This is a genomic window from Floridaenema flaviceps BLCC-F50, from assembly GCF_041929275.2.
Lineage (GTDB): Bacteria > Cyanobacteriota > Cyanobacteriia > Cyanobacteriales > Aerosakkonemataceae > Floridanema > Floridanema flaviceps.
This window is the reverse complement of sequence record NZ_JBHFNR020000001.1, coordinates 1,138,248-1,163,807: the sequence shown is the minus strand read 5'-3', so window position 1 is coordinate 1,163,807 and position 25,560 is coordinate 1,138,248. Positions and strand designations below refer to the sequence as shown.

The following is a 25,560-nucleotide window of genomic DNA, read 5'->3' as shown; positions in this document are numbered from 1 at the left end:
TCTGCCCCTGGAGCTAAAACTCTGCACTCAAAAGGGAATTCCTCAGACTCCAGTCTGGTCTGAGGCTTTTGGCTTGACGGAGGTAGGGATGGTAAATTTCTACAGGATGGGGTACGTTGACGTGAATTAGGAAGCGGATGCAGCGTTCTAATCCTCCCTCGACGTGCATTTGTTGGACATCTAGTAAGGGGACGTTTTGCCAGTGTGGGCGTTGACGAGCGATCGCAGCGGGGAAAATCGCATCTAGATCGCGTGTAGCGGAGAAAATGGCACTAATAATATCGTCAGGGTCAAAATTATTATGCGCTTCTAGTTCGTCCAACAGTTCTTTTACTGCTTCGCTGATTGCTGTCACGGAATTTTCGGTGACAGTTGTCGCCCCACGAATTGCCTTAACTCGCCACTCCACGCAAACATCCTCCTAATTATCGATAAAACAAAATAGACAAACAATTTTTTTAAAGTTGACGATCGCGACAAAAGCGATCGTTCCTAAACCCATCATGACTGAAGCACTGCCGAAAAGTCAGCAGTGCCGTCAGCAATATTAACAAAACCTCAGATTGAACCTAGAAAGTACCAATTTGTTTAAACTTATGGTTTATATAGCCACAAAGGTTGCCCGCTGGTCTTTAGCTCAAATTCTAACCAATTCATCCCTGCTGATAAAACACTACTTTCCTGTCTATCCCCAGAAATTAAACGGCCCAACAGTGGTTTCTTTTCTTCAAAGTTGTAGCAGCGGGTTTTTTCTGGGTCAAGTCCTGCCAATTCTGCTGCCCAACGACGGGCATCTTCTTCGGTTCCCAAACGGTCAACTATGCCTAATTCTACAGCTTGTTGTCCAGTAAAAATCCTGCCATCAGCAAAACTTCTCACTGACTCTACTGTTAATCGCCTTGCTTCGGCGACAGTTTGGACGAATTGTTGGTAACTGGTATCAATCAGTTCTTGAAGGATATTTTGTTCTGGTTCGGTGAGTTCGCGATCGAAGGACAAAATATCTTTATAAGGGCCTGATTTAATCACTTTGAAGGAAACACCGATTTTATCCAACAGGCGTTCTAAGTTGTTTCCCCGCAAAATTACGCCAATGCTACCAGTAATCGTACCTGGGTTAGCCATAATATGCTGAGCACCCATGCCAATATAAACGCCACCAGAGGCGGAAATATTACCAAAACTAGCGACTATTTTGACTTTTTCTTGCAAACGCTTCAAGGCGCTATAAATTTCTTGGGAATCTCCCACTGTACCGCCAGGACTGTCAATTCGTAGCAGCAAGGCAGGAAAACGCCTTTCTTCTACGAATTTTAGGGCTTCGAGTACTCTATTGCGAGTGGCACCTGCGATCGCACCTGATACTTCAATGCGTGCTATTTGTTTACGAAACTTAGGCTTAAACGGCCAAATCATGAGCAATTAAGATTTAGTGGTGATGATAGTTACTTCCTATCTTCAGTCTAAGCAGAAAGCGGGGTATTGGGGACTGGGAAGAAGAGGTGGGGGGATGGGGAGATGGGGAGATGGGGGGAATCCCTAATCTACCTCAACAACTCCCCCCACCCCCCTACCTCCCCACCTCCCCACTTCTTCAACTCCTCTGCTTCTTTGTAATTTGCTTAACACAACTACATAATTCAGTACAATCAAGATATTTATAAGGTAAACGACTCTCCCAATCGAGAAATGAATTTAAAAGAAACGCAAATTGATTTAGAAAAAGACTTTAATGTAGTATCTCCAACGGCGATCGCTAATGCAGAAACCGCTTCGCCAGGAGAAATCAACCCATTTAGAGTTCCGTTTGCTTCTGTGCTGCTGATTGCGCCTTTTTTCCTTTGGGGAACGGCAATGGTGGCGATGAAAGGTGTGATGCCACAGACGACACCGTTTTTTGTAGCAGGAGTGCGCTTGGTGCCTGCTGGGGTATTTGTGCTACTTTTTTGTATGCTCACTGGCAGATCTCAACCCCGGACTTTGTTAGCTTGGTTGTGGATTGCTTTGTTTGGTTTGGTTGATGCAGCGCTGTTTCAAGGTTTTTTGGCAGAAGGTTTGGTTCGCACTAGTGCGGGTTTAGGTTCGGTAATGATTGATTCTCAACCTTTAGCTGTGGCAGTTTTATCTCTGTTGCTGTTTGGGGAAAAGATTGGTTTGTGGGGATGGTTGGGATTAGGGATTGGGGTTTTTGGAATTAGTTTAATTGGTTTACCCGATGAATGGATTGTGGCACTGTTGCATCCAAATAGTGAAAGTTTGGGTTTGGGGATGCTGGTTAATATTCCTAGAGAATTTGCTGATGTTAAAGCTGTAATTGTAAATTTGTTCGATCGCGGATTGTGGTTAATGCTGTTAGCAGCATTGTCTATGGCAGTGGGAACGGTAATTTCTCGGTTTGTTAGTCGCCATGTCGATCCTGTGGTTGCTACTGGTTGGCACATGATTTTGGGTGGTTTGCCTTTATTTGTGCTTTCGGGAACTTTGGAAACTCAGCAGTGGCAAAATTTGGATTTGTCTAGCTGGATGGCTTTAAGTTATGCGACGATTTTTGGTAGTGCGATCGCTTACGGTTTATTCTTCTACTTTGCTTCTCGTGGTAGTTTAACTAGTTTGAGTTCTTTAACTTTTCTCACTCCTGTATTTGCATTGTTGTTCGGTAATCTCTTCCTTTCCGAAATGCTGCAACCTCATCAATGGTTGGGAGTCAGTTTAACTTTGGTCAGTATTTACTTAGTAAATCAGCGAGATAAATTAGGTAAGTTGCTAAAACTTCAACCTGCTGATGTGGAAGCATCTACTAAACTGAATTTGGATAATTGAGGCAGAGGGGATGAGGAGATGGGGAGGTGGGGAGATGGGGAGGTGGGGAGATGGGGAGAAAATATAACCTTTATCTTTTCTTACCTTCTGTCTTCTGCCTTCTGCCTTTCTTGTTTAATCTACGATTCTGATTAATCCCTTTTGAATTGCTTCGTAAACTTTATTAATCTGGCGCTGATCTTTTTCGCTGAGAGAATCTTTAGATAGCAGTGCTGCCATTAAAGTATTTTGATCTTTCCGATTAATCTGGCGAACAGTAAAGATCCTTTCTAGGATGCTTTCAACGGAGACTTTTGGTTGGGCTTCAAAGTGTCTCATAAGTATTTCAATTCATCTATAACCGTATTCAACCACAGTAAGTATTCCCAAGGAAGTCGTTCTTCTCACCAGTCGGATGTTAAAGTTTATATAAAGAAGTGCGATCGCGTTGGCGTAGCCTGTGCGTCAGCACGTATCGCTTTCCAAACCACTTCCCTGTGTTCCGATTGACGGGTAAAATGCTGGAGTCTCACCCGCAACACAACAAATTCTATGACTCAGGCGAAAATTGGAATTATTGGGGGCAGTGGTCTTTACAAAATGGAAGCACTCAAAGATGTGGAAGAGGTGCAAGTTGATACTCCTTTTGGGCCACCCTCTGATGCTTTAATTGTAGGAACTTTGGCAGGTGCTAAGGTAGCTTTCTTAGCTCGTCATGGTCGCAATCATACTCTGTTGCCGTCTGAGTTACCTTTTCGTGCGAACATTTACGCAATGAAGCAGCTGGGCGTTGAATATTTAATCTCCGCGTCAGCTGTTGGTTCTCTCAAGGAGGAAGCTAAACCTCTAGACATGGTGGTGCCAGATCAGTTTATCGATCGCACCAAGAATAGAGTATCCACCTTTTTTGGAGAGGGAATTGTAGCTCATATTGCATTTGGCGATCCGATTTGTCAACAATTAGCTAATGTGGTAGCAGATGCAGTGGCTAGTTTAAATTTGGACGGTGTAAATTTACATCGTGGCGGTACTTATGTTTGTATGGAAGGGCCAGCTTTTTCTACTAAAGCAGAGTCTCATCTTTACCGCAGTTGGGGTGCAACGGTGATTGGAATGACTAATTTACCAGAGGCGAAATTAGCCAGAGAAGCGGAAATTGCTTACACAACTTTAGCTTTAGTTACTGATTACGATTGTTGGCATCCAGATCATGACAGCGTGACTGTAGAAATGATTATTGATAATTTACAACGTAATGCTGTTAATGCTCAAAAAGTAATTCAAGAAACGGTGCGAAGAATTACAGAAAATCCCTTTGTTTCCGAAGCTCATTCTGCTTTGAAATACGCTATTCTCACCCCATTGGATAAAGTTCCTACAACAACAAAAGAAAATTTAAGTTTGTTGCTGAAAAAATATCTTTAAAGATGAGAAAAGGGAAAATTTGTAGTTGCAAAATTTCCCTTTCCCAGTCCCCAATCCCCAATCCCTAGTCCCCAGTCCCTAAACAGGTTTACATTTTCCGGCGCGAATTAATCCGACACGACGAGCGATCGCATCTTCTACAGTATCAAAAGGCCCCCAACGTTCTAAGATGTTACTATCTTCCTGGCTTTCCAATTGTTGACTAGGAACAATATCGCAATTACCCTCGTTACGTTTGATAATATACCAGCCTTGAGAATCGCTCATAAATTTTCACCTTTTTTGTAAAAATTTGTAACTGTAATTAACCAAAGAAAAGCGATAAATTGTTGTTTTCTGGGATTTTTAGGGTTATCATAAAATGATATCCGCAATTTCACTGGTTAATCTTCAGCAACGCTTACCGTATCAAGCGCCAATATTCTAAAACAATCATCAATAAATCTCAATCATTAGCCAGTGATTTTTCAGCATTGACTAATGATGAGTAAAACATAACCAACAAAAATTGAGCAGTTTCTAAATGGCAATTTTACACGGTAGTTGGATCGATCGATCTCAAGGCAATTATCTATTCGTTTGGGGAGAAACTTGGCGCAGAGTGAATCCAGCAAACTCTGAGGGATTTACAACGCTTCTACCTCATCCATTGGCAATGAGTAAACCGGAATTAGTCGAGTATTTGCAGAGTTTAGAAAAAGTTAGCAAGGCGCTACCATCGGATACGTTAACTGTTGAGAAAAGTACAGCTAAAAAAGGGAAAAAGAAACAGGAAGAAAGCCAAAATAACCGTTGGCAAGTGCAAGTATTAGGATTACCAACTCAAATATTAGAAGCAGATAATAATGCTTTGTTGCCGTTGCATTCGGGAACTATATTAAATGAAAACGAAGCAGAGATATCTTCTTGTTATTTGTATCCTTGGCAAGTGGAAGGAATTACTTTAAATAGACAGGAAGCTAGGGAATTTTTAAATGCTTTGCCACTGACAACTATTAATGAATCAGATTCGTTCTTAGGGAGAGATTTGCAATTTTGGTGTCATATAGCAAGGTGGAGTGTAGATTTACTAGCAAGATGCAAATTTTTGCCGAGATTGAAACAGTTAGAAAATGAATTTGTTGCTGTTTGGCAACCTTTACTTGATAGCGGAGTCGATCAAGTGAGGTTAGAAAATTTTGCCCGACAAATGCCTGCTACTTGTCGCACTTATCAAGGTTGGGAAATTGATGATTCTTCGCCATTTATCAGTTTAGAATTACCGCCAGAACCTAAAGAGTTACTGCTGAGTTTCTTAAGTAGCGCGATCGATCTTCAAGTGCGAAGTGTGGCGAAGGGAAACTCTGTACCAAATACAGAAAATTTGGTGCAGAAATGGTTAGAAGGATTGGGAAATGAGTCGGCACAAGTAACAAGAGAAACCCCAGAACGTTTAGCAGCAATTTTAAATGCTTGGATTGCACCTGTACAACCATTTCTAACCGGACAAAGTTTATTCCGCACTTGTTTTAAAGTCCATCCTCCCGCAGAAAATCAGCAAGATTGGACTTTAGAATATTGTTTGCAAGCTGTTGACGATCCTGAATTTATTGTAGATGCTACAACTATTTGGCAGAATCCAGTTGAACGTTTTATTTATCAAGGAAGAACCATCGAACGTCCGCAAGAAACATTTCTACAAGGGTTAGGTTTAGCTTCACGATTAATGCCAGTAATTGAACCGAGTTTAGAAACTGCTACGCCGCTATTTTGTCGCTTGAATCCGTTAGAAGCTTATGAGTTTATTAAAGGTGGTGCGTGGCGTTTTCAAGATAGCGGTTTAGGGGTAATTTTACCACCAAGTTTGGCAAATCGAGATGGTTGGGCGAGTCGTTTGGGTTTAAGTATTCGCGCCCAAACTCCTGAATTAAAACCTAATCAACGCTTAGGTTTGCAGAGTTTATTAAATTTTAAATGGCAGTTATCTATTGGTGGGCAAACTATTTCTAAAAAAGAGTTTGACAAGTTAGCAGCACAGAATAGTCCTCTGGTAGAAATTAATGGGGAATGGGTGGAGTTACGCCCGCAAGATGTAAAGTCAGCGAAGAATTTCTTTGCTTCTCGAAAAGAGGAAATGTCTCTTTCTTTGGAAGATGCTTTGCGTCTCAGTACAGGTGATACTCAAATGGTGGAAAAATTGCCTGTGGTGAGTTTTGAAGCTTCGGGAGTTTTGCAAGATTTGTTGAATGCTTTAACAAGTAATCGGGCGGTGGAGGCGATCGATCCTCCCCAATCTTTCAAAGGAGAATTACGCCCTTACCAAGCAAGAGGTGTAGGTTGGTTAGCATTTTTAGAACGCTGGGGATTAGGTGCTTGTTTAGCGGACGATATGGGATTAGGAAAGTGTATCCACCCGCAATCTTTAGTATTAATTAACGGAAATTTACGCACCGCCCAAGAAATTTGGGATACTCACGTTACAGATATAGATTTTGATGGAGAAGGATTTTGGAGTGTTCCTAATAGTACGTTACTTGTGAATGCCATCAATGAAAAAAATGGTCAAATTATCCAGACTCCTATTCGCAGTTTATATCGCCAGAAAGTACAAGAGAAATTGCGAATTATCCGGTTAAAAGATGGTAGCAATATTACAATTACCCACCGTCATAAACTTTTAACTAAAGATGGATGGAACAATAATTTAAAAGTCGGAGATTACGTTTGTGTACCTGCTAAACTGGTTTGGGAAGGAAAACCAGAAGATCCCGATTTAGTGAAATTTATTGCTTGGCAAATTGCTGAGGGATATGAACTGAAAGAACGGGGAAGTATGGCAATATCACAAAAAGATGTTGTCTGTTTGGAGGAATTGAAGGAAACATTTCAACGCATTGGTAAACGTTATAATCTCAAAATTAATTGTCCAAAAATTCGCACTTTCCCTGGTAAAGTTCCGGCGCTTCAAGTAAACAGTCAATCCTATCGCCAATTCTTGGAAGCTAAAGGTTATGAATGGGGTAAGAAGTCGGCAGAAAAGTCTATTCCAGCATGGATAATGCAGGCAGATTTAAACACTGTGCGGATTTTTCTGAGAAACTATTTTGATGCTGAATCTGCGGTTATTAGTAATATGGGTAGTGTCGAAATTAGTACAGCTTCAGCTTTGCTAATTCAACAATTGTCCACGTTATTAAGACGTTTCGGTATTTGGTTAAGAATTTCCGCTAAACAAAAATGTGCTACCAATGGAACAAAGATTTTCCGTACTTATTATATAGGCACTCTTGGGGGAAATTCCGCCCGCATATTTTGGCAAGAAATTGGTTTTGGAAATTTGGTTAAACAACAGAAGTTAACGGCGATTTGTCAAAAGGTAAGTAACACAAATGTTGAGGGAATTCCTGTTTCTGATTTAGTCGCTGAAACTGTCTCTACAACTAAGTTACCAATCCGACATTTCGGGATGCACAACACTGTATATATTAATGGTAGTCAACAGTTTTCTCGAAGTAGTTTAGAAAAGGTATTGGCAGGATGCGATCGCATCTTGAGTGGGGAAGCAGAAAAACAATATCGACTGTCGAAATCTTCTAAGTGGACAAATCAAACTCTTGCAGCATACGCGCAACTGGATACTCAACATTTAAGTTTAACTAGACAGCGTTTGCAAGATTTTTTCGCTCGGGAAGTTTTTTATTGCCAAATAGAAGAGATTGAAGAGATTGATTATGATGGTTGGGTTTATGATTTTGAGGTAAGCGAACATCACAATTTTGTAGCGAATAATATCCTCTGTCATAATACTATCCAGTTCATCGCTTTTCTCTTACATTTAAAAGAAGAGAATGCACTGGAAAAACCGACTCTTTTAGTTTGTCCAACATCAGTTTTAGGTAACTGGGAAAGAGAAGTTAAAAAATTTGGCCCTAGTTTAAAAGTTGTGGTGCATCACGGTGATAAACGTCCCAAAGGAAAGGCGTTGGCGAAAGCAGTTCAGGATAAACATTTGGTAATTACTAGTTATCAATTAGTTTTCCGAGATGTGAAAGATTTACAAACTGTTTCTTGGCAAGGCGTGGTGTTAGATGAAGCACAAAATATTAAAAATCCAGAAGCGAAACAGTCGCAAGCAGTCAGGGATTTAGAGGCGAGTTTCCGCGTTGCGTTAACAGGAACTCCGGTAGAAAATAGATTGTCGGAACTTTGGTCAATTTTGGATTTTCTGAATCCTGGTTATTTGGGGCCAAAAAATTTCTTTCAACGGCGTTTTGCGATTCCGGTGGAAAAATATGGGGATACTTCTTCGTTAAAAACTTTACGATCGCTAGTCCAACCTTTCATCCTTCGCCGCTTAAAAACCGATCGCGATATCATTCAAGATTTGCCCGAAAAGCAGGAAATGAATGTATTTTGCGGTTTAACAGCAGAACAAGCAGAATTATATCAAAAATTAGTCGAAGAATCTTTGGCGGAAATAGAAAGTTCGGAAGGGATTCAACGGCGCGGTCAAATTTTAGCGTTGTTGGTTAAACTGAAGCAAATTTGCAATCATCCAGCACAATTTTTGAAGGAAGCAAGTTTGGGAAATCAGAAGCGATCGGCAAAACTTTTGCGTTTAGAAGAGATGTTAGAAGAGGTGATTTCGGAGGGCGATCGCGCTTTAATTTTCACCCAATTTGCGGAATGGGGGAAACTGTTAAAACCTTATTTGGAAAAGCAGTTTAATCGAGAAATGCTGTTTTTATATGGTAGCACTTCCAAAAATCAAAGGGAGGAAATGATCGATCGCTTCCAAAACGATCCGCAAGCGCCAAGAGTGATGATTCTGTCTTTAAAAGCTGGTGGTACTGGGTTGAATTTAACTCGCGCCAATCATGTTTTTCACTTCGATAGATGGTGGAATCCTGCGGTGGAAAATCAAGCAACTGATAGGGTATTTCGGATTGGTCAAACGCGCAATGTTCAGGTGCATAAGTTTGTTTGTCAAGGTACTTTGGAAGAGAAAATTCACGATCTAATAGAGAGTAAAAAAGCATTGGCAGAACAGGTTGTAGGTGGTGGGGAAAATTGGTTAACTGAGTTAGATACCGATCAGTTACGGAATTTATTGTTGCTCGATCGCAATACAGTAATTGATAGTTCGGATTTTTAATTATTTAAACCGCAAAGGACGCAAAGGACGCAAAGAAGATGAGAGATTACGATCCTGGGATGCAGAGGGTTACAAAGGAAGATAATACTTCTATTTCTGGTCGGGAATGGTGGGTGGAACGGTGGTTAGAATTGTTGGATAAGTATCGGTTTAAAAAGCGTTTAGAACGGGCGCGAATTTATGCTAGACAAGGCAATGTTTTGAGTATTGATTTTCAGGATCAAAAGGTTTTTGCTAAAGTTCAAGGTACAGAACCGGAACCTTATCAACTTTCGATATTTTTGGAACCTTTTACTGATGAACAATGGGATTATGTAATTGAAAGTATGTCGGAAAAGGCGATTTTTTCGGCTAAGTTATTAGCTGGAGAAATGCCAAAAAATATTGAGGAAGTATTTACGGCAAATGGTTTAAGTTTGTTTCCTTTTACGTTGGAAGATGTGCGGAGTCGTTGCAGTTGTCCTGATAAGGCGAATCCTTGTAAACATATTGGGGCGGTTTATTATTTGTTAGGCGATCGCTTTGGTGAAGATCCGTTTGTGTTATTTCAATTGCGAGGTCGCAGCAAAGAACAAATTATTGAAGCTTTACGCAAGTTTCGCAGCAAGGGGAAAGAGGAACAGGGAGAAAAAGAAACTGATATTCCGGTAAATCAAAAAGTACAATATCCTCTAAAAATTGAGGAGTTTTGGCAGTACGATCGACCTTTAGAATCAGGTTTAGTTGTAATTGCACCATCACCAATCAGTGAAACAATTTTAGATGTTTTGGGTAAAATACCTTTAGGTAATGATGAAACGGAAAAACCGCAAACAACTGCTACATCTGACGCAGTAATGCAATATTTGGATTCAGTTTATAAGGCAGTTAGTCAACAAGCAATTATTTCAGCAATGACAGTGGGAGAATGACGAGAAACATTCACGCTCAATTTGCTAAGATGAAGAGGAGTTGCTTCTGAACTTATCACTAGAAAAAAGATTTATGAGTGTTGTTATTCCCGATGACATCCTCCAAAACTGCAGGGATGTCAGAAGCAGAATTAAAGCGAGAAATTGCCATCATGCTTTTCCAACAAGACAAAATTAGTATAGGGAAAGCCCGCAGTTTAGCTGGCATGAACTTAATTGAATTTCAACATGAAATCGCCCGTCGGGGAATTTGTATTCATTACGATGTCGAAGATTTTCAAGAAGACTTGGAAACTCTCAGGGAAATGGGTAGATTGTGATCGTTGTTAGCAATACTTCACCAATTACTAACTTAGCAGCTATAGAGCGGCTAAATTTATTGCAAGCACTGTATGGCACAATTATTATTCCCCAAGCAGTTTATGATGAAATGGCGAGCGTAGGTTATGCTGTACCGGGTGCTATTGAAGTTCAAACCTTATCTTGGATTGAAACTCGGCAAGTAATGGATACTAACCGAGTAACAGAACTTCTGGCAGAATTAGATCAAGGCGAAGCGGAAGCTATTATTAATTGATGAATTGATTACACAAGTTGATTTCAGAGTAAGCACTGAACTCTACTCTCAGGTTATTAAGTCTGCTGGTGAATAGGATCGATCGCACTTTTTCCCCTAACCTGATAAGTGCGATCGATCTTTCCTCAATTTCCCTGTTTCAAAACATTGATAACCTTTACTCGTGAACTGTGCCATCAGGCATAATTGCACCAGTAAGTTTTGCTTTTTCATAATTTTTTTCCTCTAGAATTGCTCCATTTATATTTGCTCCTTTCAAGTTAGCTTTTTCGAGGTTTGCCCCTGTCAAGCGTGCTCCACGTAAGTCTGCTGAAGTAAGGTTTGCTCCGCTTAAATTTGCTCCACTCAATTCTGTTCCACAAAGATTTGCGCTGCTCAAGTTTGCCCCACTCAGGTTAATACGGCCCAAGCTTACTCCCAAAAGATTGGCTCCTCTCAGATTAGCACCACTTAAGTTAGCACAGTGAATATTTCTTGCGTTTTTCAGGTCTGTTTGGCTTAAATCTGCACCAGCTAAGTTGGTTGACCATAAATTTGCTTGAATCAGATTTACTACTCTGAAATCGACAGCAGTTAGATTGGCACTAGTCAAATCTGCATCACTTAAGTTGGCGTGACAAAGATTTGCTAGAAGGAGTTTTGCACCAAACAATTTTGCCTTGCTTAAGTTCGCTCCACACAAATTTGCTTGACTCAAGTTTGCGTTATGAAGGTTAGCTGAATTGAAGTTTGCACCTTCCAAATATGCTCCACTTAGGTTTACTTGACTCAAATCAGTGCCAGCTAAGTTAGCATTTCGCAGTGACGAGTTAGGAGCAATTAAATAAGCACCTGCTTCAACAGGATCGAAATCTTTGGGAAAGATAGTCGAGTCGCTATAAATTGCTTCTTGAAGCTTCGCTCCCCGCAGGTTTGCTCCTTCTAAATTTGCTTCTAGGAGATTAGCATTACTAAGATTAGCATTACTAAGATTAGCATTTATCAATTGTGCTTTCCTCAAATTTGCACTACTCAAGTTAGCTTGACTTAGGTTTGCATCATTAAAGTTTGCTTGCAAGGTAAAATCCGCACCGCTAAGATTTGCCTGAATTAAATTGGCTTCACATAAGTTTGCTGTTTGCAAATTCGCTAAACTAAGGTTTGCCTTTCTAAGGTTTGCCCTACCTAACTTAGCTTCACACATTTTCGCTTTACGAAGATCTGCATTAGTTAAATCTGCATCGTTAAGATTTATGCGATATGATTCTGCCTCGCAAAGTTCAGCCCCTCTCAAATTTGCTCGACACAGGTTTACAGCAGATAGGTTTACCTTCCTTAGTTTAGCTTTGCTTAAATTAGCTTGGCTAAGGTTCAGATTGCTATAACTCCAAAAAGATTTTTCATTTAAATCGACTCTGGCTAAGTTAATGCCAGTAAAATCTCTTTCTCCCTCATCACACTTTGTCAAAAACTCTTCAGCACTGATATCTGCTTCCTGATTATCTTCTTCTTCAGTCTCATCTCTCATCAACAACAGCAACATTCTTTCTATTTTGAATTCTTCATCAGTAAAGATAGAAAATTCTGTTTCCTGTTCAACAGCATCAATTTCTTCATCTGGAAAACTTACAATTTGCTCATTATTACTCGCTAATTCTTGAGATTCTTCAACTGTCGGGGTGAGGGAATCTTGCTGTAATTGTCGATCGACCCTGGCAAAAAACTCCTTAACTATTTCCGCATCTTCTTTTGTACCATTGCTGGGAGGCGAATCGAGAGTTTGGGAGTTGAAAGTGCGATCGGTCAAACCAAAGATTATATTTTGCTGCTTTTTAAGTTCAGCCAACTCCCTTTTTAAAAGTTCCCATTCTTGTAACTCAGGTCTATTATTAAACTGTTCTGTCACACAGTCTAATTGACGTTTCACCGCTGTAGAATATTTTCTAACCATAAGAAGGTGCTGTTCGAGTTGTTCAATTCTCGAAAACAGCGATACTAAATTCAGTTGTTGGTCATTCATATTAATTATCCTAGCCAGTTAACACTATTTTCTCTAATCTGACTACAGTTAGGAAACAGAGGAATTACCCAAGAACGAGCAAGATCAATTACCTAAAACTTCCCTAAAAATGGTTGATCCCCCCTAACCCCCCTTAAAAAGGGGGGAACAATACTGGATTTTAAGTCCCCCTTGGTAAGGGGGATTTAGGGGGATCTCCGATTTGTTAGATTCTGTTTTCTATTTGATATAAAAAACAGATCGATCGCACTTTCCCTACTGTCCAAATTCTAACCTTGCCTGTTCCACAATCTCCGGCGTAACCTCCTCTAATTCAGCTTCTCGCGCTAATTGCTCAATTCGCCTTCTTGCCTGAGTCCGCACAAAAAAGGGAATGTTTTTCAGCTTGGTTTTAGCTTCAGCACTCCACTGCAAACCACCAGTTAAATCAGAATTTGCCATAGTTACCTAATATTTTGATTTGTTATTTATGAGTTGTTATTAAACAGCCTAATGTTGGTATTTTACCTGTTATGGTAACTAAATTTGTTTAATTTTCGTAAATCTCAGCATTTTGCCGACAAACTTACTAATTTGGATTGCCGAATCGGAATTTCAATCAAAAATTCTGCTCCTTGACCGAGAACGGAGTTACACTGCAAAGAACCAAGGTGTTTTTCCGTAATAATTTGGTAGCTAATCGACATTCCTAATCCCGTACCTTTACCAACTGGTTTGGTAGTAAAAAATGGGTCAAACAATCGTTTTTTCACGGTTTCGGACATACCGGGACCATTGTCAGTAATTTGGATTAAGATGCGATCGCTTCCTGCTCTCTTAGTACAAATACGAATTGTTAAAGGTTCGGCTAATAGTTCATCATAATCAACTGATTCCAGTGCATCAATAGCATTGGAAAGAATATTCATAAATACTTGGTTGAGTTGTCCGGCGTAACATTCAATTAACGGCAAATCACCATACTCTTTAATTACAGTAATGCCGGGATGTCCTGACCTTTCCTTAAGCCGATTTTGCAGAATCATTAAGGTACTGTCGATGCCTTCGTGAATGTCTACTTCTTTCACTTCTGCCTCATCCATACGTGAGAAATTCCGCAGGGCTAAGACAATTTTGTGAATTCTGTCTGTACCTACTTTCATGGAACAGAGAAGTTTCGGCAAATCTTCTTTTAAAAAGTCAAGTTCGATCTCTTCTGTTAGGTCTTGAATTTCTGAAGCTGGGGTGAGATAGTGTTTTTGGTACAATTCCAGCAAATTTAGCAGGTCTTGAATGTATTCCCTGGCATAGTTGATGTTGCCATAGATAAAGTTGACTGGGTTGTTGATTTCATGGGCGACTCCAGCTACTAGTTGTCCCAAACTTGACATTTTTTCAGTTTGTACTAATTGAGCTTGGGTTTGCTGGAGTTCCTGTAGAGTTTGTTGCAGTTGTTGTGCTTGCTGGCGTAAGCGGGCTTCTGATTTTCGCAGGGCTTCTTCGGCAAGTTTTCGATCGCTAATATCGCGCAAAATTACCACATATTCTTGGCAGTCTTGATGAGAACGATCGGAAACAGAAACTTCGACAGTGAGCGGATTTAAATTGTTAGTAAAATTTAGACTGTGTTCGCTACGATTAATCCAGTCTGGCGGGGAATTTCCTAAATTAGGCAGCAGTTGATTTAAATGACATTTCAAAAGTTGATTTTGTTTAACTTGAAACAGCGATTCAGCAGCGGGATTAACTCTTTGAATTATTCCCATTTCATCAACTACAACCATCGCATCCTGAGCAATATTAAATAGATGCTCTGCTGCGTCCCGTGCTTCCCCCAGTGCCACAACTTGCGGTAAAGTTGTCCAACAGGCGATCGCTACTCCCACAAAGACAACCACCTGTAATAACACGACGACTAGAACATTAGCCTCTGTAATAGACCCTTTATCTAAGAAAATGTGAAAACTCCAGCCTGCTAAAACTGCGGCACACAACAGCACAATCAAGACAATAACTTGTAACAAAATTGAGTCTTGAACTATTGCAGAAGGACGCTTGTGATAAAGTCGAATCCACCAATTCTTATGGAAAGGTGCTAGGGGAATGCGGCGAATAAGTCGATCGACAAGCAAAATTCCAATGGGAAATAGAAATCCAATCAAAAAGTCTCGCCAACCCCAAGAAATCCCTCCCACTAAAAGAATCACCACTTCGCATAACAAAATGCCCAGTGAAAGTCGGGGGAACAAAACCTCTGGTTTGCCACGTTGCACCCACAGTCCTAAGCGCAGTCCCATGAAGGACGTGAACCAGCCCACACTGCTCACAGCGACGATTTGAGCGACATCTCCCCAAACTAAACAGAGGAGACTAAATAAGAGGATTAGTAACAAACCAGGCCCAAAAACGCCCCGTTTGGAAACTACAGAAAAAACGGGTGAAAGATGTCCATCCAAGGCAAGTTGATACAAGATGCGAGGGCAGTTAGAAACAACGGTGGCACAACACAGCAGACTGACAGCGGCAATTAAAAAGGTGACTATTAGTGGGGTGAATGAACCCCAAAATGGGTTAGCAGCTGCAACGAAACTCAGAAACAGATCGCCATTGCCCTCAGTTGCTAGACGGGTTAACACCCAAGCACCGCCCAAAAATATTGGTGGCATTAACCCAGCAGCGACGGGCAAAAATCTCAATGTCTTTTGTGGACTACGACTATCAGCAACGTAAGCGGAGACTGTTTCGCAGGCGTAAACGGCATAGCTGACAAAGAAATACCATTTTGCCCAATCTGTAAAGCTCAAGTGTGACCAACTGCTGGGGAAAAACCCTGGAGTGATGGGAGAAAAGGCTAACCAACTGATTCCTTGCAAGCAAAAGGCTAGGAGAATGGCGATCGCAGGTAGGACAAAAAACAAATGTAGAATGCTCAAAGCCCGTGTGCCGCTAAATGCCAAGACAAAGGTGATTAGAGTGAATCCAATTTTGAGGGGCAGTTCAGGACAGGGTAGGTGCATTGCCTCCAAATTAACTCGGATCAGGTCAGTGAGAACGATCGCGCTGATTGGCAAAGTAGAAACCCAACTGAAGAAATATCCCAAGGCGGCGTAGCGACCAATGCCGGGATAATGTTTGAGAAGTTTAGTAGTATAGTTTGGCGTTCCTCCGGCGACATCGATCCAATGACTGCCCAGTTGCTTCACCTGACGAATGGTGAGCATTCCTACTAGTATGGCTGGGAACCAGACAAAGATGGCTGCTGAACCCAATGCTGTATGAATGGCGATCGCGACACTAGGCCATGCAAGATGCCCACTTAACCCAAAACCCCAGGTTTCAGCCGCACTCAGGTTGCGGGTGAGGCGGGTAGGGGAAGACTGAGTGGCGCGATCGCCAGAGGAACTAACCATGAGCAAAATAAGTGTTAATTAATACTATTAACGCCCAATGTACAACAGTCACAAACCTTTTCGCAGTTAGCCGAAAACCTTTTGTTGAGAGGATAAAGTAGCAAAAGAAAATTCGTAAACCTCAGCATTTTGCCGACAAAATTCTAATTTTGGATTGACGGATCGGAATTTCCATCAAAAACTCTGCTCCTTGACCAAGTGCGGAGTTGCACTGCAAAGAACCAAGGTGTTTTTCCGTAATAATTTGATAGCTAATCGACATTCCTAATCCCGTACCTTTACCAACAGGTTTGGTGGTAAAAAATGGGTCAAATAATCTGTTTTTGACAGTTTCAGACATACCGGAGCCGTTGTCAGCAATCCGAATTAAGATGCGATCGCTTCTCCATCTCTTAGTGCAAATCCGAATTGTCAAAGGTTCGGCTAATAGTTCATCACAATTAACGCTTTCAAGTGCATCAATAGCATTGCTAATAATGTTCATAAATACTTGGTTGAGTTGTCCTGCATAACATTCAATTAAGGGCAAATCACCATATTCTTTAATTACAGTAATGCCGGGATGTCCTGCCTTTTCCTTAAGACGATTTTGCAGAATCATTAAGGTGCTTTCGATACCTTCGTGAATGTCTACTTCTTTGAGTTCTGATTCATCCATGCGTGAGAAGTTCCGCAGTGCTAAGACAATTTTTTGAATCCGGTCTGCCCCTATTTTCATCGAACAGAGAAGTTTCGGCAAATCTTCTTTTAAAAAGTCAAATTCGATCGCTTCTGCTAAGTCTTGAATTTCGGAAACGGGAGTGGGATAGTGCTGTTGGTACATTTCCAGCAACTGTAGCAAGTCTTGAATGTATTCCTGGGCAGGGTTGACGTTGCCGTAGATGAAGTTGACTGGGTTGTTGATTTCATGGGCGACTCCAGCTACCACTTGTCCCAAACTGGACATTTTCTCCGTTTGCACTAGTTGAGCTTGTGTTTGTTGGAGTTCCTGTAGAGTTTGTTGCAGTTGTTGTGTTTGTTGTCTTAAGCTAGCTTCTGATTCTCGCAAAGCTGCTTCGGCTGCATCCTTAGCTTCAAAGAGTGCCATAATTTGCGGTAAACTTGTCCAGCAAGCGATCGCCACCCCAACAAACACAACCACTTGTAACAGCACGATCACCATAGCATTAGCCTGGGCAACAGACTTTTGATTTAACAAGATGTGAAAACTCCAACCTGTGACAAATGCGACACATAAAAGCACAATTAAGACAAGAACTTGTAAAAAAATCGAGTCTTTAACTATTGCCAAAGTACGCTGACGATAATAATATCGAATCCACCAATTTTTATCAAAAAAGGCCAAGGGAATATAGCGAATTATTCGATCGATAAGTAAGATTAATATGGGAAACAGAAATCCGACGATAAAGTTTTGCCAACCCCAAGAAGTTCCTCCCACAAAAAGAATCACCACTTCAGCTAACAAAATGCCCAGTGAAAGTCGCGGGAACAAAACCTCTGGTTTGCCACGTTGCAACCATAGTCCTAAGTGCAGTCCCATGATGGAGATAAACCAACTAATATTGCAGACGGCGATGATTTGATCTACATTTCCCCAAACTAAACAGAAGAGACTATATATGAGAATTAGTAATAACGCAGGGCCAAAAACGCCTCTTTGGGAAACAACGGAAAAAACGGGTGAAAGATGCCCATCTAAGGAAAGTTGGTAGAGGATGCGTGGACAATTGGAAACGACTGTGGCACAACATAGCAGACTGACTGCGCTAATTAAAAAGGTGATAAATAATAAGGTGAATGAACCCCAAAATGGGTTAGCTGCGGTCACGAAATTAATCAAGACATCGCTATTGCCCTCATTTGCTAGACGAATTAATACCCAAGTACCGCCCAAAAATATGGGTGGCATTAATCCAGCAGCGATCGGCATAAATTTTAATGTCTGTTTTGGACTACGACTATCAGCAACGTAAGCGGTGATTGTTTCGCAGGCATAAGTAACATAAGTGGAGAAGAAGTACCATTTTGCCCAATCTGCAAAGCTGAAGTGTGACCAAGTGGTGGGAAAAAAGCCGGGACTGTGAGGAGAAAAGATTAACCAACAGATTCCTTGGAAGCAAAAGGCTAGGAGAAGTAAGATCGCAGGTACGACAAAAAACAAATGTAGAATACTCAAAGCTCTAGTGCCGCTAAATGCCAAGACAAATGCTATCAAGGTGAATCCTACTTTGAGGGGTATTTCGGGACAGGATAGGTGCATTGTTGCCAAATTATCTTGAACTAGGTCAGTGAGGACGATCGCGCTAGTTGATAGACTGGAAACCCAACCACAGAAATATCCCAAGGCAACATAGCGAGCAATACCAGGATAATGTTTGAGAAGTTTTGTTGTATAGTTTGGCGTTCCCCCAGCGACATCGATCCAATGACTGCCTAGTTTCTGAACTTGAAAAACTGCGAGCATTCCTACTAACGTTCCTGGGAACCAGGCTAAGATTGCTGCTGAACCCAATCCGAACTGAATGGTAGCTGCTATACTGGGCCAGAAAAGATGTGCAGTTAACCCAAAACCCCAGGTTTCAGAAGCACTCAGGCTGCGGGTTAGATGAGTTGAAGAAGACTGAGTGGTGCGATCGTCAGAAAGACTAACCATGAGCAAAAATGGTATTAACTAATACGATTAATACCTACTGTACAACAATCACAAAATTTTCTTATTTAGACAAAAACTTTTTCGTAACAGAGAAGTTAACGTAGGTAAAGGAAAACGTAAAAAACAAAGATGCAGATGAATTCCCAAATTTCCCAAACTAAAGAAGCACTTTCCGGTGGTATATATAGTGGCTGGATTGCTTGGAATCTATTTTTGGCTTTTATCCCTTTAGTTCTTAGCTTTTGGTTATTTCGGCAAAGATCAAATGCGCGATCGTGGTTGTGGTGGGTAGTTTTCCTACTTTATGCTGCTTTCTTGCCCAATGCACCTTATCTGTTAACAGATATTATCCACTTAATTCGCGGCATTCGGGAAGGATATTCGGCTTGGATTATTACCTTAGTTTTTATTCCCCTACATTTATTTGCCATTGTTGCCGGAATGGAAGCTTACGTGGTGTCTTTAATTAATCAAGGGAAGTATTTAAAACGACAAGGAGCAGAAAAGTTTGTCCTCTGGTCTGAGTTAATTACTCATCTGTTCTGTGCAGTAGGAATTTATCTGGGAAGATTTCTCCGGTTTAACAGCTGGGATTTAATCACCGATCCAGATAACTTACTCATTACTACAATTAACGAATTGACTAATAAAGGTCCCTTGTTAGTCATGTTTATCACTTTCGTTGTTTTAACAGTGGTTTATTGGATTATGAAGCAAATTACTTTGGGGTTAGTGATGCGAATTCGGTATATGAAATTAAAGCGTAAGCTAAAAGAACAATAAATTTAAGTTTTTTTTACCACAGACATCCACAGATGCACACAGATGTAGATGTGGATTTTTTGTATTCTTGTGATATTTTTAATAACTGACAGAAAACAGAAACCTGGCAAACTAAAGAAACAATAACAATGACTAAGCAATATCCACGAGATATGGTTGGCTATGGACGGAATACCCCCGATCCAAAATGGCCGAATCAAGCGCGTGTGGCGGTGCAATTTGTGATTAATTATGAGGAAGGTGGGGAAAATTCTATTCTTCACGGTGATGTTGCTTCGGAAGCATTCCTGTCAGAAATTGTGGCAGCTGTTCCTTTGACGGGGGTGCGAAATATGAATATGGAATCGATTTATGAGTATGGTAGTCGATCGGGCTTTTGGCGACTACATCGGATATTTACCCAAAGAGGAATTCCGGTAACTATTTATGGTGTGGCGATGGCTTTGCAAAGAAACCCAGAAGCTGTGGCGGCGATGTTAGAAGCTGATTGGGAAATTGCTAGTCATGGTTATCGGTGGCTTGATTATCAATATGTTGGTGAGGAGGAGGAAAGGGAACATTTGCAAAAAGCGATCGCCATTCACACCCAAGTTACTGGTAGTCGCCCTCTAGGTTGCTACATCGGAAGAGTTAGCCCAAACTCCCGTAAATTAATAGTTGAAGAAGGCGGTTTTCTCTACGATGCTGATAGTTACGCCGATGATTTACCCTACTGGATTTATGATTATGGCAAACCGCATTTAGTCATTCCCTACACTTTAGATAACAATGATATGCGTTTTGCAACTAACCAGGGTTTTAATTCTGGCGAGCAATTTTTTGCTTATCTTAAAGATGCTTTTGATGTGCTTTACACTGAGGGCGAAACTGCACCAAAAATGATGAGTATTGGCTTACATTGTCGCTTAGTTGGAAGACCTGGACGTGCAGCAGCTTTGGCGCGTTTTCTCGATTATGTGCAGCAACATGAACGGGTGTGGTTGTGTCGCCGCATTGATATTGCGCGTCATTGGCATGAACATCATCAGCCGCAAACCTGAGTAAAGAACTTAGGCACGTTGTTGCGCTTGGGCGCTCTTCTTTTAGCGCCCAAGCGCAACAACGTACCTTTTTGTATTAAGTTAGTTTATTTAATTAATATAACTTCATAATTGTCCGATACATAGCACTTTTATGAGAAATTTTTCTACTTCTAAAAGGAGTATTTTTCTAAACAAATAAACTATATCTTTAGAAGTTGCTTAAACTTTAAAAGTGAATTAAATTATATATACTTGGATTCTCTCTATCATCAGTTTTAAGTCTAATCTGAGCTTAACTCAAAAATAGCGTTAGCTCAGAAAGATGACTATATTTTTGCCATTCAAAAAATTAACATATTTTACGATTCAACCAAGTACAATGGGTTACATTCAGCCACTAAATCGACTGAAAAAGTTTTTTCATAACCTGGGATTTTGGCGCAGCAGTTTAATTTTTGCTGCTCTTTTTTTGAGCATAATTTTATTAACTAAGATAGCGATCGCACAACAGCCAGTCACTCTTAATTTACTCATGACTGCGCCTGATGCTGACCCTTGGCGACAGGGTTTAGTAAAAGATTTTGAGTCGAAGCATCCCGGTATTCGGATTAATATTATTGAAGGCCCAAATGCAACAAATTTAATCGAAGACCTGTATACTTCGGCTTTTATTTTGGGCGATTCACCCTACGATTTAGTCAATATGGATGTAATTTGGACATCCAAATTTGCTGCTGCTGGGTGGTTGTTAGATTTGACCGATCGCATTACCCCCAAAGAATTAACAGCATTTTCGGCTAAAGATGTGGAGGGAGGAACTTACCAAGGCAAATTGTATCGCATTCCGCTGCGTTCTGATGCCGGAATGCTTTACTATCGAGAAGATTTATTGCAACAAGCGGGATTAAAACCGCCTGAAACTTTTGAACAATTAATGAATTATTCTAAAGTTTTGCAGCGGAATGACAAAGCTAGATGGGGTTACATTTGGCAAGGTCGCCAATATGAAGGATTGGTGGCAATGTTTCTCGAAGTTTTAGAAGGTTTTGGTGGTTATTGGGTGAATCCCCAAACATTAGAAGTGGGATTAGATCGACCGGAAACTTTAAGAGCGATCGCCTTTTTACAAAACACAGTTAAACAAGGAGTTTCACCACCAGGAGTAACAACTTATCAAGAAGAAGAAACCAGAAGAATTTTCCAAAGCGGTCAAGCTGTATTCTTAAGAAGTTGGCCTTATGTTTGGCCCTTAGCTAATCAACCAAATTCAAAAATTAACGGAAAAATTGGTATTAAACCAATGGTTCATGCCCCTGGTCAAAGTTCGGCTGCTACTTTAGGAGGTTGGGGTTTAGGTATTGCTAAAACCACTCGACATCCTGAAGAAGCTTGGAAAGCTATTCAATATTTCAGCAGTCGAGAAGCACAGAAGCAATTCATTTTAAAAGCGGGCTATGTACCCAGTCGCAGAGAATTATTTACCGACCCACAAATTGTGGCAAAATATCCCCATTTTCCCCAGTTACTTGAGGTAGTAGATAGTGCAGTTTTACGCCCACCGATCGCCCAATATGCACAGGCATCAGATATTTTACAACGCTATCTCAGCGGCGCTTTAACTGGTCGGATGGCTCCTGAAAATGCCATGAAATCTGCTGCTGATGAAACTCGCCGATTACTCAGGGCTGGGCAAGCGAGAAAATCAGCATAAAGTTGGTTCACCATTTGGTTTAATCACTAACAAATTTCGGAAAAATCATGACAGTTGATACGATTAAACGACGAGAACAACGCACTGGTTGGATATTAATTTTACCCGCTTTACTATTGCTGTTGTTTGTTTATGGCTACCCCATTATTCGCGCATTTTGGCTAAGTTTATTTACGCAAAACTTAGGGACAGAATTACAACCTGTTTTCTCTGGTGTAGATAACTATGTTCGCATGGCTGGAGATGGTCGTTTCTGGCAAAGTTTCTGGGTTACTTCAGTTTTCACAGTCTCGGCTGTGTTGTTGGAATTGTTACTAGGTTTGGGAATTGCTTTAGTTTTGAATGAGCAATTTAAGGGGCGTTCTTTAGTTAGAACTGCGGCAATTATTCCTTGGGCTTTGCCTACAGCTTTGATTGGTTTAGCATGGGCGTGGATTTTTAACGATCAGTTTGGAGTTGTTAATGATATTTTGTTACGTTTGGGTTTGATCAAAACTGGAATAAACTGGTTGGGAGATCCAAATTTAGCATTGTTTGCTGTAATTATTGCTGATGTTTGGAAAACTACTCCTTTTATTAGCATTTTGCTGTTAGCTGGTTTACAATCTATTTCTCCAGACCTTTACGAAGCGCACTCAATTGATGGCGCAACTCCTTGGCAAAGCTTTTACAAAATAACTCTACCTTTGCTGATGCCACAAATTTTAATTGCGCTATTATTTCGATTCGCTCAATCTTTTGGCGTGTTCGATTTAATCGCTGTAATGACTGGTGGTGGACCTGGTGGGGCGACGGAAGTCGTGTCACTTTATATCTATGCAACGGTGATGCGTTATTTAGATTTTGGCTATGGTTCAGCTTTGGTGGTAGTGACATTTTCGTTGCTGATTTTAGCAGTTGCGATCGCCAGTTTCTTACTCAGTCAAATGCGGAAAAGATTGTCAGGAGTTGCTTAAAACATGACTGCAATTACTCAAGAAAGTCCAACTAGGGAAGGAAAAAAAATCAGCCAGAAAAGAATCCTCTTGTACGTCGCTGTTGTTTTAGTGCTAGTTTTCTGTTTAGCGCCTGTATTATGGCAAGTGTTAACTTCTGTGAAAGTGAATGAGGATATTTCTGCTGTTCCCACAATTTATTTTCCTACTCGTTTTACTCTCGCCCATTACGCTGAATTATTCAATCGCCGTCCCTTTTTACGCTACATTTTTAACAGTGCTTTTGTGTCAATTACTTCTACTTTTGTAGCTTTAGCAATTGGCGCACCTGCTGCTTATGCTTTAGCAAGGTTAAGAATTTGGGGTAAACAAGTAATTTTGGCGGGTGTTTTGATAGTTACCCTGTTTCCGGGAATTTTGTTATTTCTAGGACTGTTAGAAATTATCCAAAGACTAGGATTAGCAAACAACTATTTGTCATTAATCATTCCCTACACTGCCATTAATTTACCTCTGACAATTTTGGTGTTACGCAGCTTTTTTGAGCAGTTACCAAAAGATTTGGAAGATGCAGCGAAAGTCGATGGTTATAACACTTGGCAGATGTTAATCAAAATTTTGCTGCCGATGACAGTTCCCGCATTAGTAACTACGGGAATTTTAACGTTTATTGCTGCCTGGAATGAGTTCATTTTTGCGTTAACTTTCATGACTCAAGAAACCATGAAAACCATTCCAGTGGGAGCGGCACAATTAGGTGGTGCTTCAGTTTTTGAAATACCTTATGGACCGATCGCAGCTGCAACAGTTTTAGGAACATTACCTTTAGTATTGTTGGTTTTGTTCTTCCAACGCAAGATTGTTCAAGGTTTAACTGCTGGTGCTGTCAAAGGATAATATCAACATCGATTGTCCGATTGATTGTAGGGGCGGGTTTAGCAGATAACCTATCTGTCAAATAAACAATCTCCAGACAAAACCCGCCCCCTAACATATAAATTTTTGAATTGAAAATTTGAGGAAGAAATAAGACAATGGCTAGACTAGAGATCAGGAATTTAAATAAGACTTATACCCCGAAAGTCATTCCGGTAAAAGATGTAAGTTTAACTGTAGAAGATGACGAATTTCTCACATTACTTGGCCCTTCTGGATGTGGAAAATCGACAATTTTACGGTTAATTGCAGGTTTAGAAGAACCAACTCGCGGTCAAATTTGGATTGGTGACAGAAATGTTACTAGTGTGCGTCCGGGCGATCGCAATATTGCAATGGTTTTTCAAAGTTACGCCCTTTATCCTCACTTAACAGTTTACGATAACATTGCTTCCGGTTTAAAACTGAAAAAAACACCTTCCCAAGAAATCAAACAACGAGTAGCAGAAGCAGCAAGCGTTTTAGGGTTAGAAGATTTAATGAACCGAAAACCCGGTCAAATGTCAGGCGGACAAAGACAAAGAGTTGCTTTAGCACGCGCTTTAGTTCGTCGCCCAGATGTATTTTTATTAGATGAACCTTTAAGCAATTTAGATGCACTTTTAAGAGAAAGAGTTAGGGCAGAAATTAAACAATTATTTGCTGCACAACAAGTTCCTGTTGTGTATGTTACTCACGATCAAACAGAAGCAATGACTCTTTCTTCAAAAGTAGCTGTTTTGAATAAGGGAGATGTGCAACAACTTGATGCACCAGAACGGATTTATAACAATCCAGCTAATGTATTTGTCGCGGGTTTTGTGGGTAGTCCCCAAATGAATTTGTTAACGCTTCTTTGTCAGGGACGTTACGCGATGTTGGGTGATTTTAGAATCCCAATTCCCGATATGCAAACTCCTCCAAAGAGCATTGTTTTAGGAATTCGCCCGGAAAATGTAACTTTGGCAGAATCAGAAGATATAAATACAATTAAAGGTAGGATATTTTTGGTGGAAAATTTAGGAATGCACTATTTAATTAGTGTGCGGGTTGCTGGTTCAGAGAAAGAAGAAATAATAGTCCGGGCTTTGGTGCCAATTCATCAAAAATGGAGTGGAGAAGAGATAACTTTGGCATTGCCTAATGAGTCAATTCATTGGTTTGATGTGCAGACGGGAGATGCAATTGTTAAACAGCCAGTTTTGAATCAGTTAGTGTGAAAGGTTGCGGGGTTGGTGTTGCCTACCCTATTCATACTTCCCAAACTTTAAATTATATCAATAGTTGTAGAAGGGAGTTTTAGT

18 protein-coding genes and 2 pseudogenes are annotated in these 25,560 nt (G+C 40.6%); 12 read left to right on the top strand and 8 right to left on the bottom strand.

What is annotated here, in order from left to right; all coding sequences use genetic code 11:
* Window positions 1-13: 13 nt before the first annotated feature.
* Together aroH and sppA are read right to left on the bottom strand one after the other, a co-directional pair.
* The gene (gene aroH, locus ACE1CI_RS05650; RefSeq protein WP_413266389.1) at window positions 14-409 is read right to left on the bottom strand and encodes a chorismate mutase; all 396 of its coding nucleotides are present in this window, start codon (window positions 407-409) and stop codon (window positions 14-16) included.
* A gap of 185 nt (window positions 410-594) precedes the next feature.
* Window positions 595-1,416: a signal peptide peptidase SppA gene (sppA, locus tag ACE1CI_RS05645; RefSeq protein WP_413266390.1), complete on the bottom strand. Its 822-nt coding sequence runs from the start codon at window positions 1,414-1,416 to the stop codon at window positions 595-597.
* A 438-nt stretch (window positions 1,417-1,854) separates the two neighbouring features.
* Here sppA and ACE1CI_RS05640 point away from each other — a divergent pair, with 438 nt between their 5' ends.
* Window positions 1,855-2,820, top strand: a complete 966-nt coding sequence (locus ACE1CI_RS05640) for a DMT family transporter (protein WP_413261238.1) — start codon at window positions 1,855-1,857, stop codon at window positions 2,818-2,820.
* A gap of 114 nt (window positions 2,821-2,934) precedes the next feature.
* On the opposite strand, the gene ACE1CI_RS05635 is transcribed toward ACE1CI_RS05640, so the two are convergent.
* On the bottom strand, window positions 2,935-3,138 hold the full coding sequence (locus ACE1CI_RS05635) for a hypothetical protein (protein WP_413261237.1): 204 nt from the start codon (window positions 3,136-3,138) through the stop codon (window positions 2,935-2,937).
* Window positions 3,139-3,351: 213 nt separating this feature from the next.
* Between ACE1CI_RS05635 and ACE1CI_RS05630 the strand changes: the two genes are divergently transcribed.
* Window positions 3,352-4,224, top strand: a complete 873-nt coding sequence (locus ACE1CI_RS05630; protein ID WP_413261236.1) for an S-methyl-5'-thioadenosine phosphorylase — start codon at window positions 3,352-3,354, stop codon at window positions 4,222-4,224.
* Window positions 4,225-4,302: 78 nt separating this feature from the next.
* Here ACE1CI_RS05630 and ACE1CI_RS05625 read toward each other — a convergent pair whose 3' ends face one another.
* On the bottom strand, window positions 4,303-4,491 hold the full coding sequence (locus ACE1CI_RS05625; RefSeq protein WP_413261235.1) for a DDE transposase family protein: 189 nt from the start codon (window positions 4,489-4,491) through the stop codon (window positions 4,303-4,305).
* A gap of 256 nt (window positions 4,492-4,747) precedes the next feature.
* On the opposite strand from ACE1CI_RS05625, the gene ACE1CI_RS05620 reads away from it, so the two are divergent.
* From ACE1CI_RS05620 to ACE1CI_RS05605, 4 genes and pseudogenes are all read left to right on the top strand, one after another.
* A complete protein-coding gene (locus ACE1CI_RS05620; RefSeq protein ID WP_413261234.1) occupies window positions 4,748-9,358 on the top strand; it encodes a sll1366 family intein-prone helicase in 4,611 nt (1,536 codons plus the stop codon).
* 38 nt (window positions 9,359-9,396) lie between these two features.
* A complete protein-coding gene (locus ACE1CI_RS05615) occupies window positions 9,397-10,269 on the top strand; it encodes an SWIM zinc finger family protein (protein ID WP_413261233.1) in 873 nt (290 codons plus the stop codon).
* Between the two features lie 73 nt (window positions 10,270-10,342).
* Window positions 10,343-10,589: pseudogene (locus tag ACE1CI_RS05610) on the top strand (UPF0175 family protein).
* Window positions 10,586-10,837 (top strand): annotated as a pseudogene (locus tag ACE1CI_RS05605) (PIN domain-containing protein); the annotation flags it as partial. The pseudogenes ACE1CI_RS05610 and ACE1CI_RS05605, both read left to right, overlap by 4 nt.
* Before the next feature lie 166 nt (window positions 10,838-11,003).
* On the opposite strand, the gene ACE1CI_RS05600 reads toward ACE1CI_RS05605, so the two are convergent.
* The 4 genes from ACE1CI_RS05600 to ACE1CI_RS05585 form a co-directional block, all read right to left on the bottom strand.
* Window positions 11,004-12,845 (bottom strand): pentapeptide repeat-containing protein, encoded by a 1,842-nt coding sequence (locus tag ACE1CI_RS05600; protein ID WP_413261230.1) that lies wholly within the window; start codon window positions 12,843-12,845, stop codon window positions 11,004-11,006.
* A 255-nt stretch (window positions 12,846-13,100) separates the two neighbouring features.
* Entirely contained in the window at window positions 13,101-13,286 is a 186-nt protein-coding gene (locus ACE1CI_RS05595; RefSeq protein ID WP_413261229.1) for a PCP reductase family protein, read from the bottom strand.
* A gap of 104 nt (window positions 13,287-13,390) precedes the next feature.
* Window positions 13,391-16,234 (bottom strand): ATP-binding protein, encoded by a 2,844-nt coding sequence (locus tag ACE1CI_RS05590; RefSeq protein WP_496615258.1) that lies wholly within the window; start codon window positions 16,232-16,234, stop codon window positions 13,391-13,393.
* A 121-nt stretch (window positions 16,235-16,355) separates the two neighbouring features.
* Window positions 16,356-18,890 (bottom strand): ATP-binding protein, encoded by a 2,535-nt coding sequence (locus tag ACE1CI_RS05585; RefSeq protein ID WP_413261227.1) that lies wholly within the window; start codon window positions 18,888-18,890, stop codon window positions 16,356-16,358.
* 135 nt (window positions 18,891-19,025) lie between these two features.
* Here ACE1CI_RS05585 and ACE1CI_RS05580 point away from each other — a divergent pair, with 135 nt between their 5' ends.
* The 6 genes from ACE1CI_RS05580 to ACE1CI_RS05555 all read left to right on the top strand — a co-directional run bounded on the left by ACE1CI_RS05580 (window position 19,026) and on the right by ACE1CI_RS05555 (window position 25,476).
* Window positions 19,026-19,673, top strand: a complete 648-nt coding sequence (locus ACE1CI_RS05580; protein WP_459563978.1) for a DUF1361 domain-containing protein — start codon at window positions 19,026-19,028, stop codon at window positions 19,671-19,673.
* Window positions 19,674-19,801: 128 nt separating this feature from the next.
* Entirely contained in the window at window positions 19,802-20,713 is a 912-nt protein-coding gene (gene puuE, locus ACE1CI_RS05575) for an allantoinase PuuE (RefSeq protein WP_413261225.1), read from the top strand.
* A 361-nt stretch (window positions 20,714-21,074) separates the two neighbouring features.
* Window positions 21,075-22,406 carry an ABC transporter substrate-binding protein gene (locus ACE1CI_RS05570; RefSeq protein WP_459564000.1) on the top strand — a complete coding sequence of 444 codons (1,332 nt, stop codon included), beginning with the start codon at window positions 21,075-21,077 and terminating at the stop codon, window positions 22,404-22,406.
* Between the two features lie 47 nt (window positions 22,407-22,453).
* Window positions 22,454-23,362 (top strand): carbohydrate ABC transporter permease, encoded by a 909-nt coding sequence (locus ACE1CI_RS05565; RefSeq protein WP_413262313.1) that lies wholly within the window; start codon window positions 22,454-22,456, stop codon window positions 23,360-23,362.
* A gap of 3 nt (window positions 23,363-23,365) precedes the next feature.
* The gene (locus ACE1CI_RS05560) at window positions 23,366-24,238 is read left to right on the top strand and encodes a carbohydrate ABC transporter permease (protein ID WP_413262312.1); all 873 of its coding nucleotides are present in this window, start codon (window positions 23,366-23,368) and stop codon (window positions 24,236-24,238) included.
* A gap of 137 nt (window positions 24,239-24,375) precedes the next feature.
* Window positions 24,376-25,476, top strand: coding sequence for an ABC transporter ATP-binding protein (locus ACE1CI_RS05555; RefSeq protein ID WP_413262311.1), 1,101 nt, complete (start codon window positions 24,376-24,378; stop codon window positions 25,474-25,476).
* Window positions 25,477-25,560 lie beyond the last annotated feature (84 nt).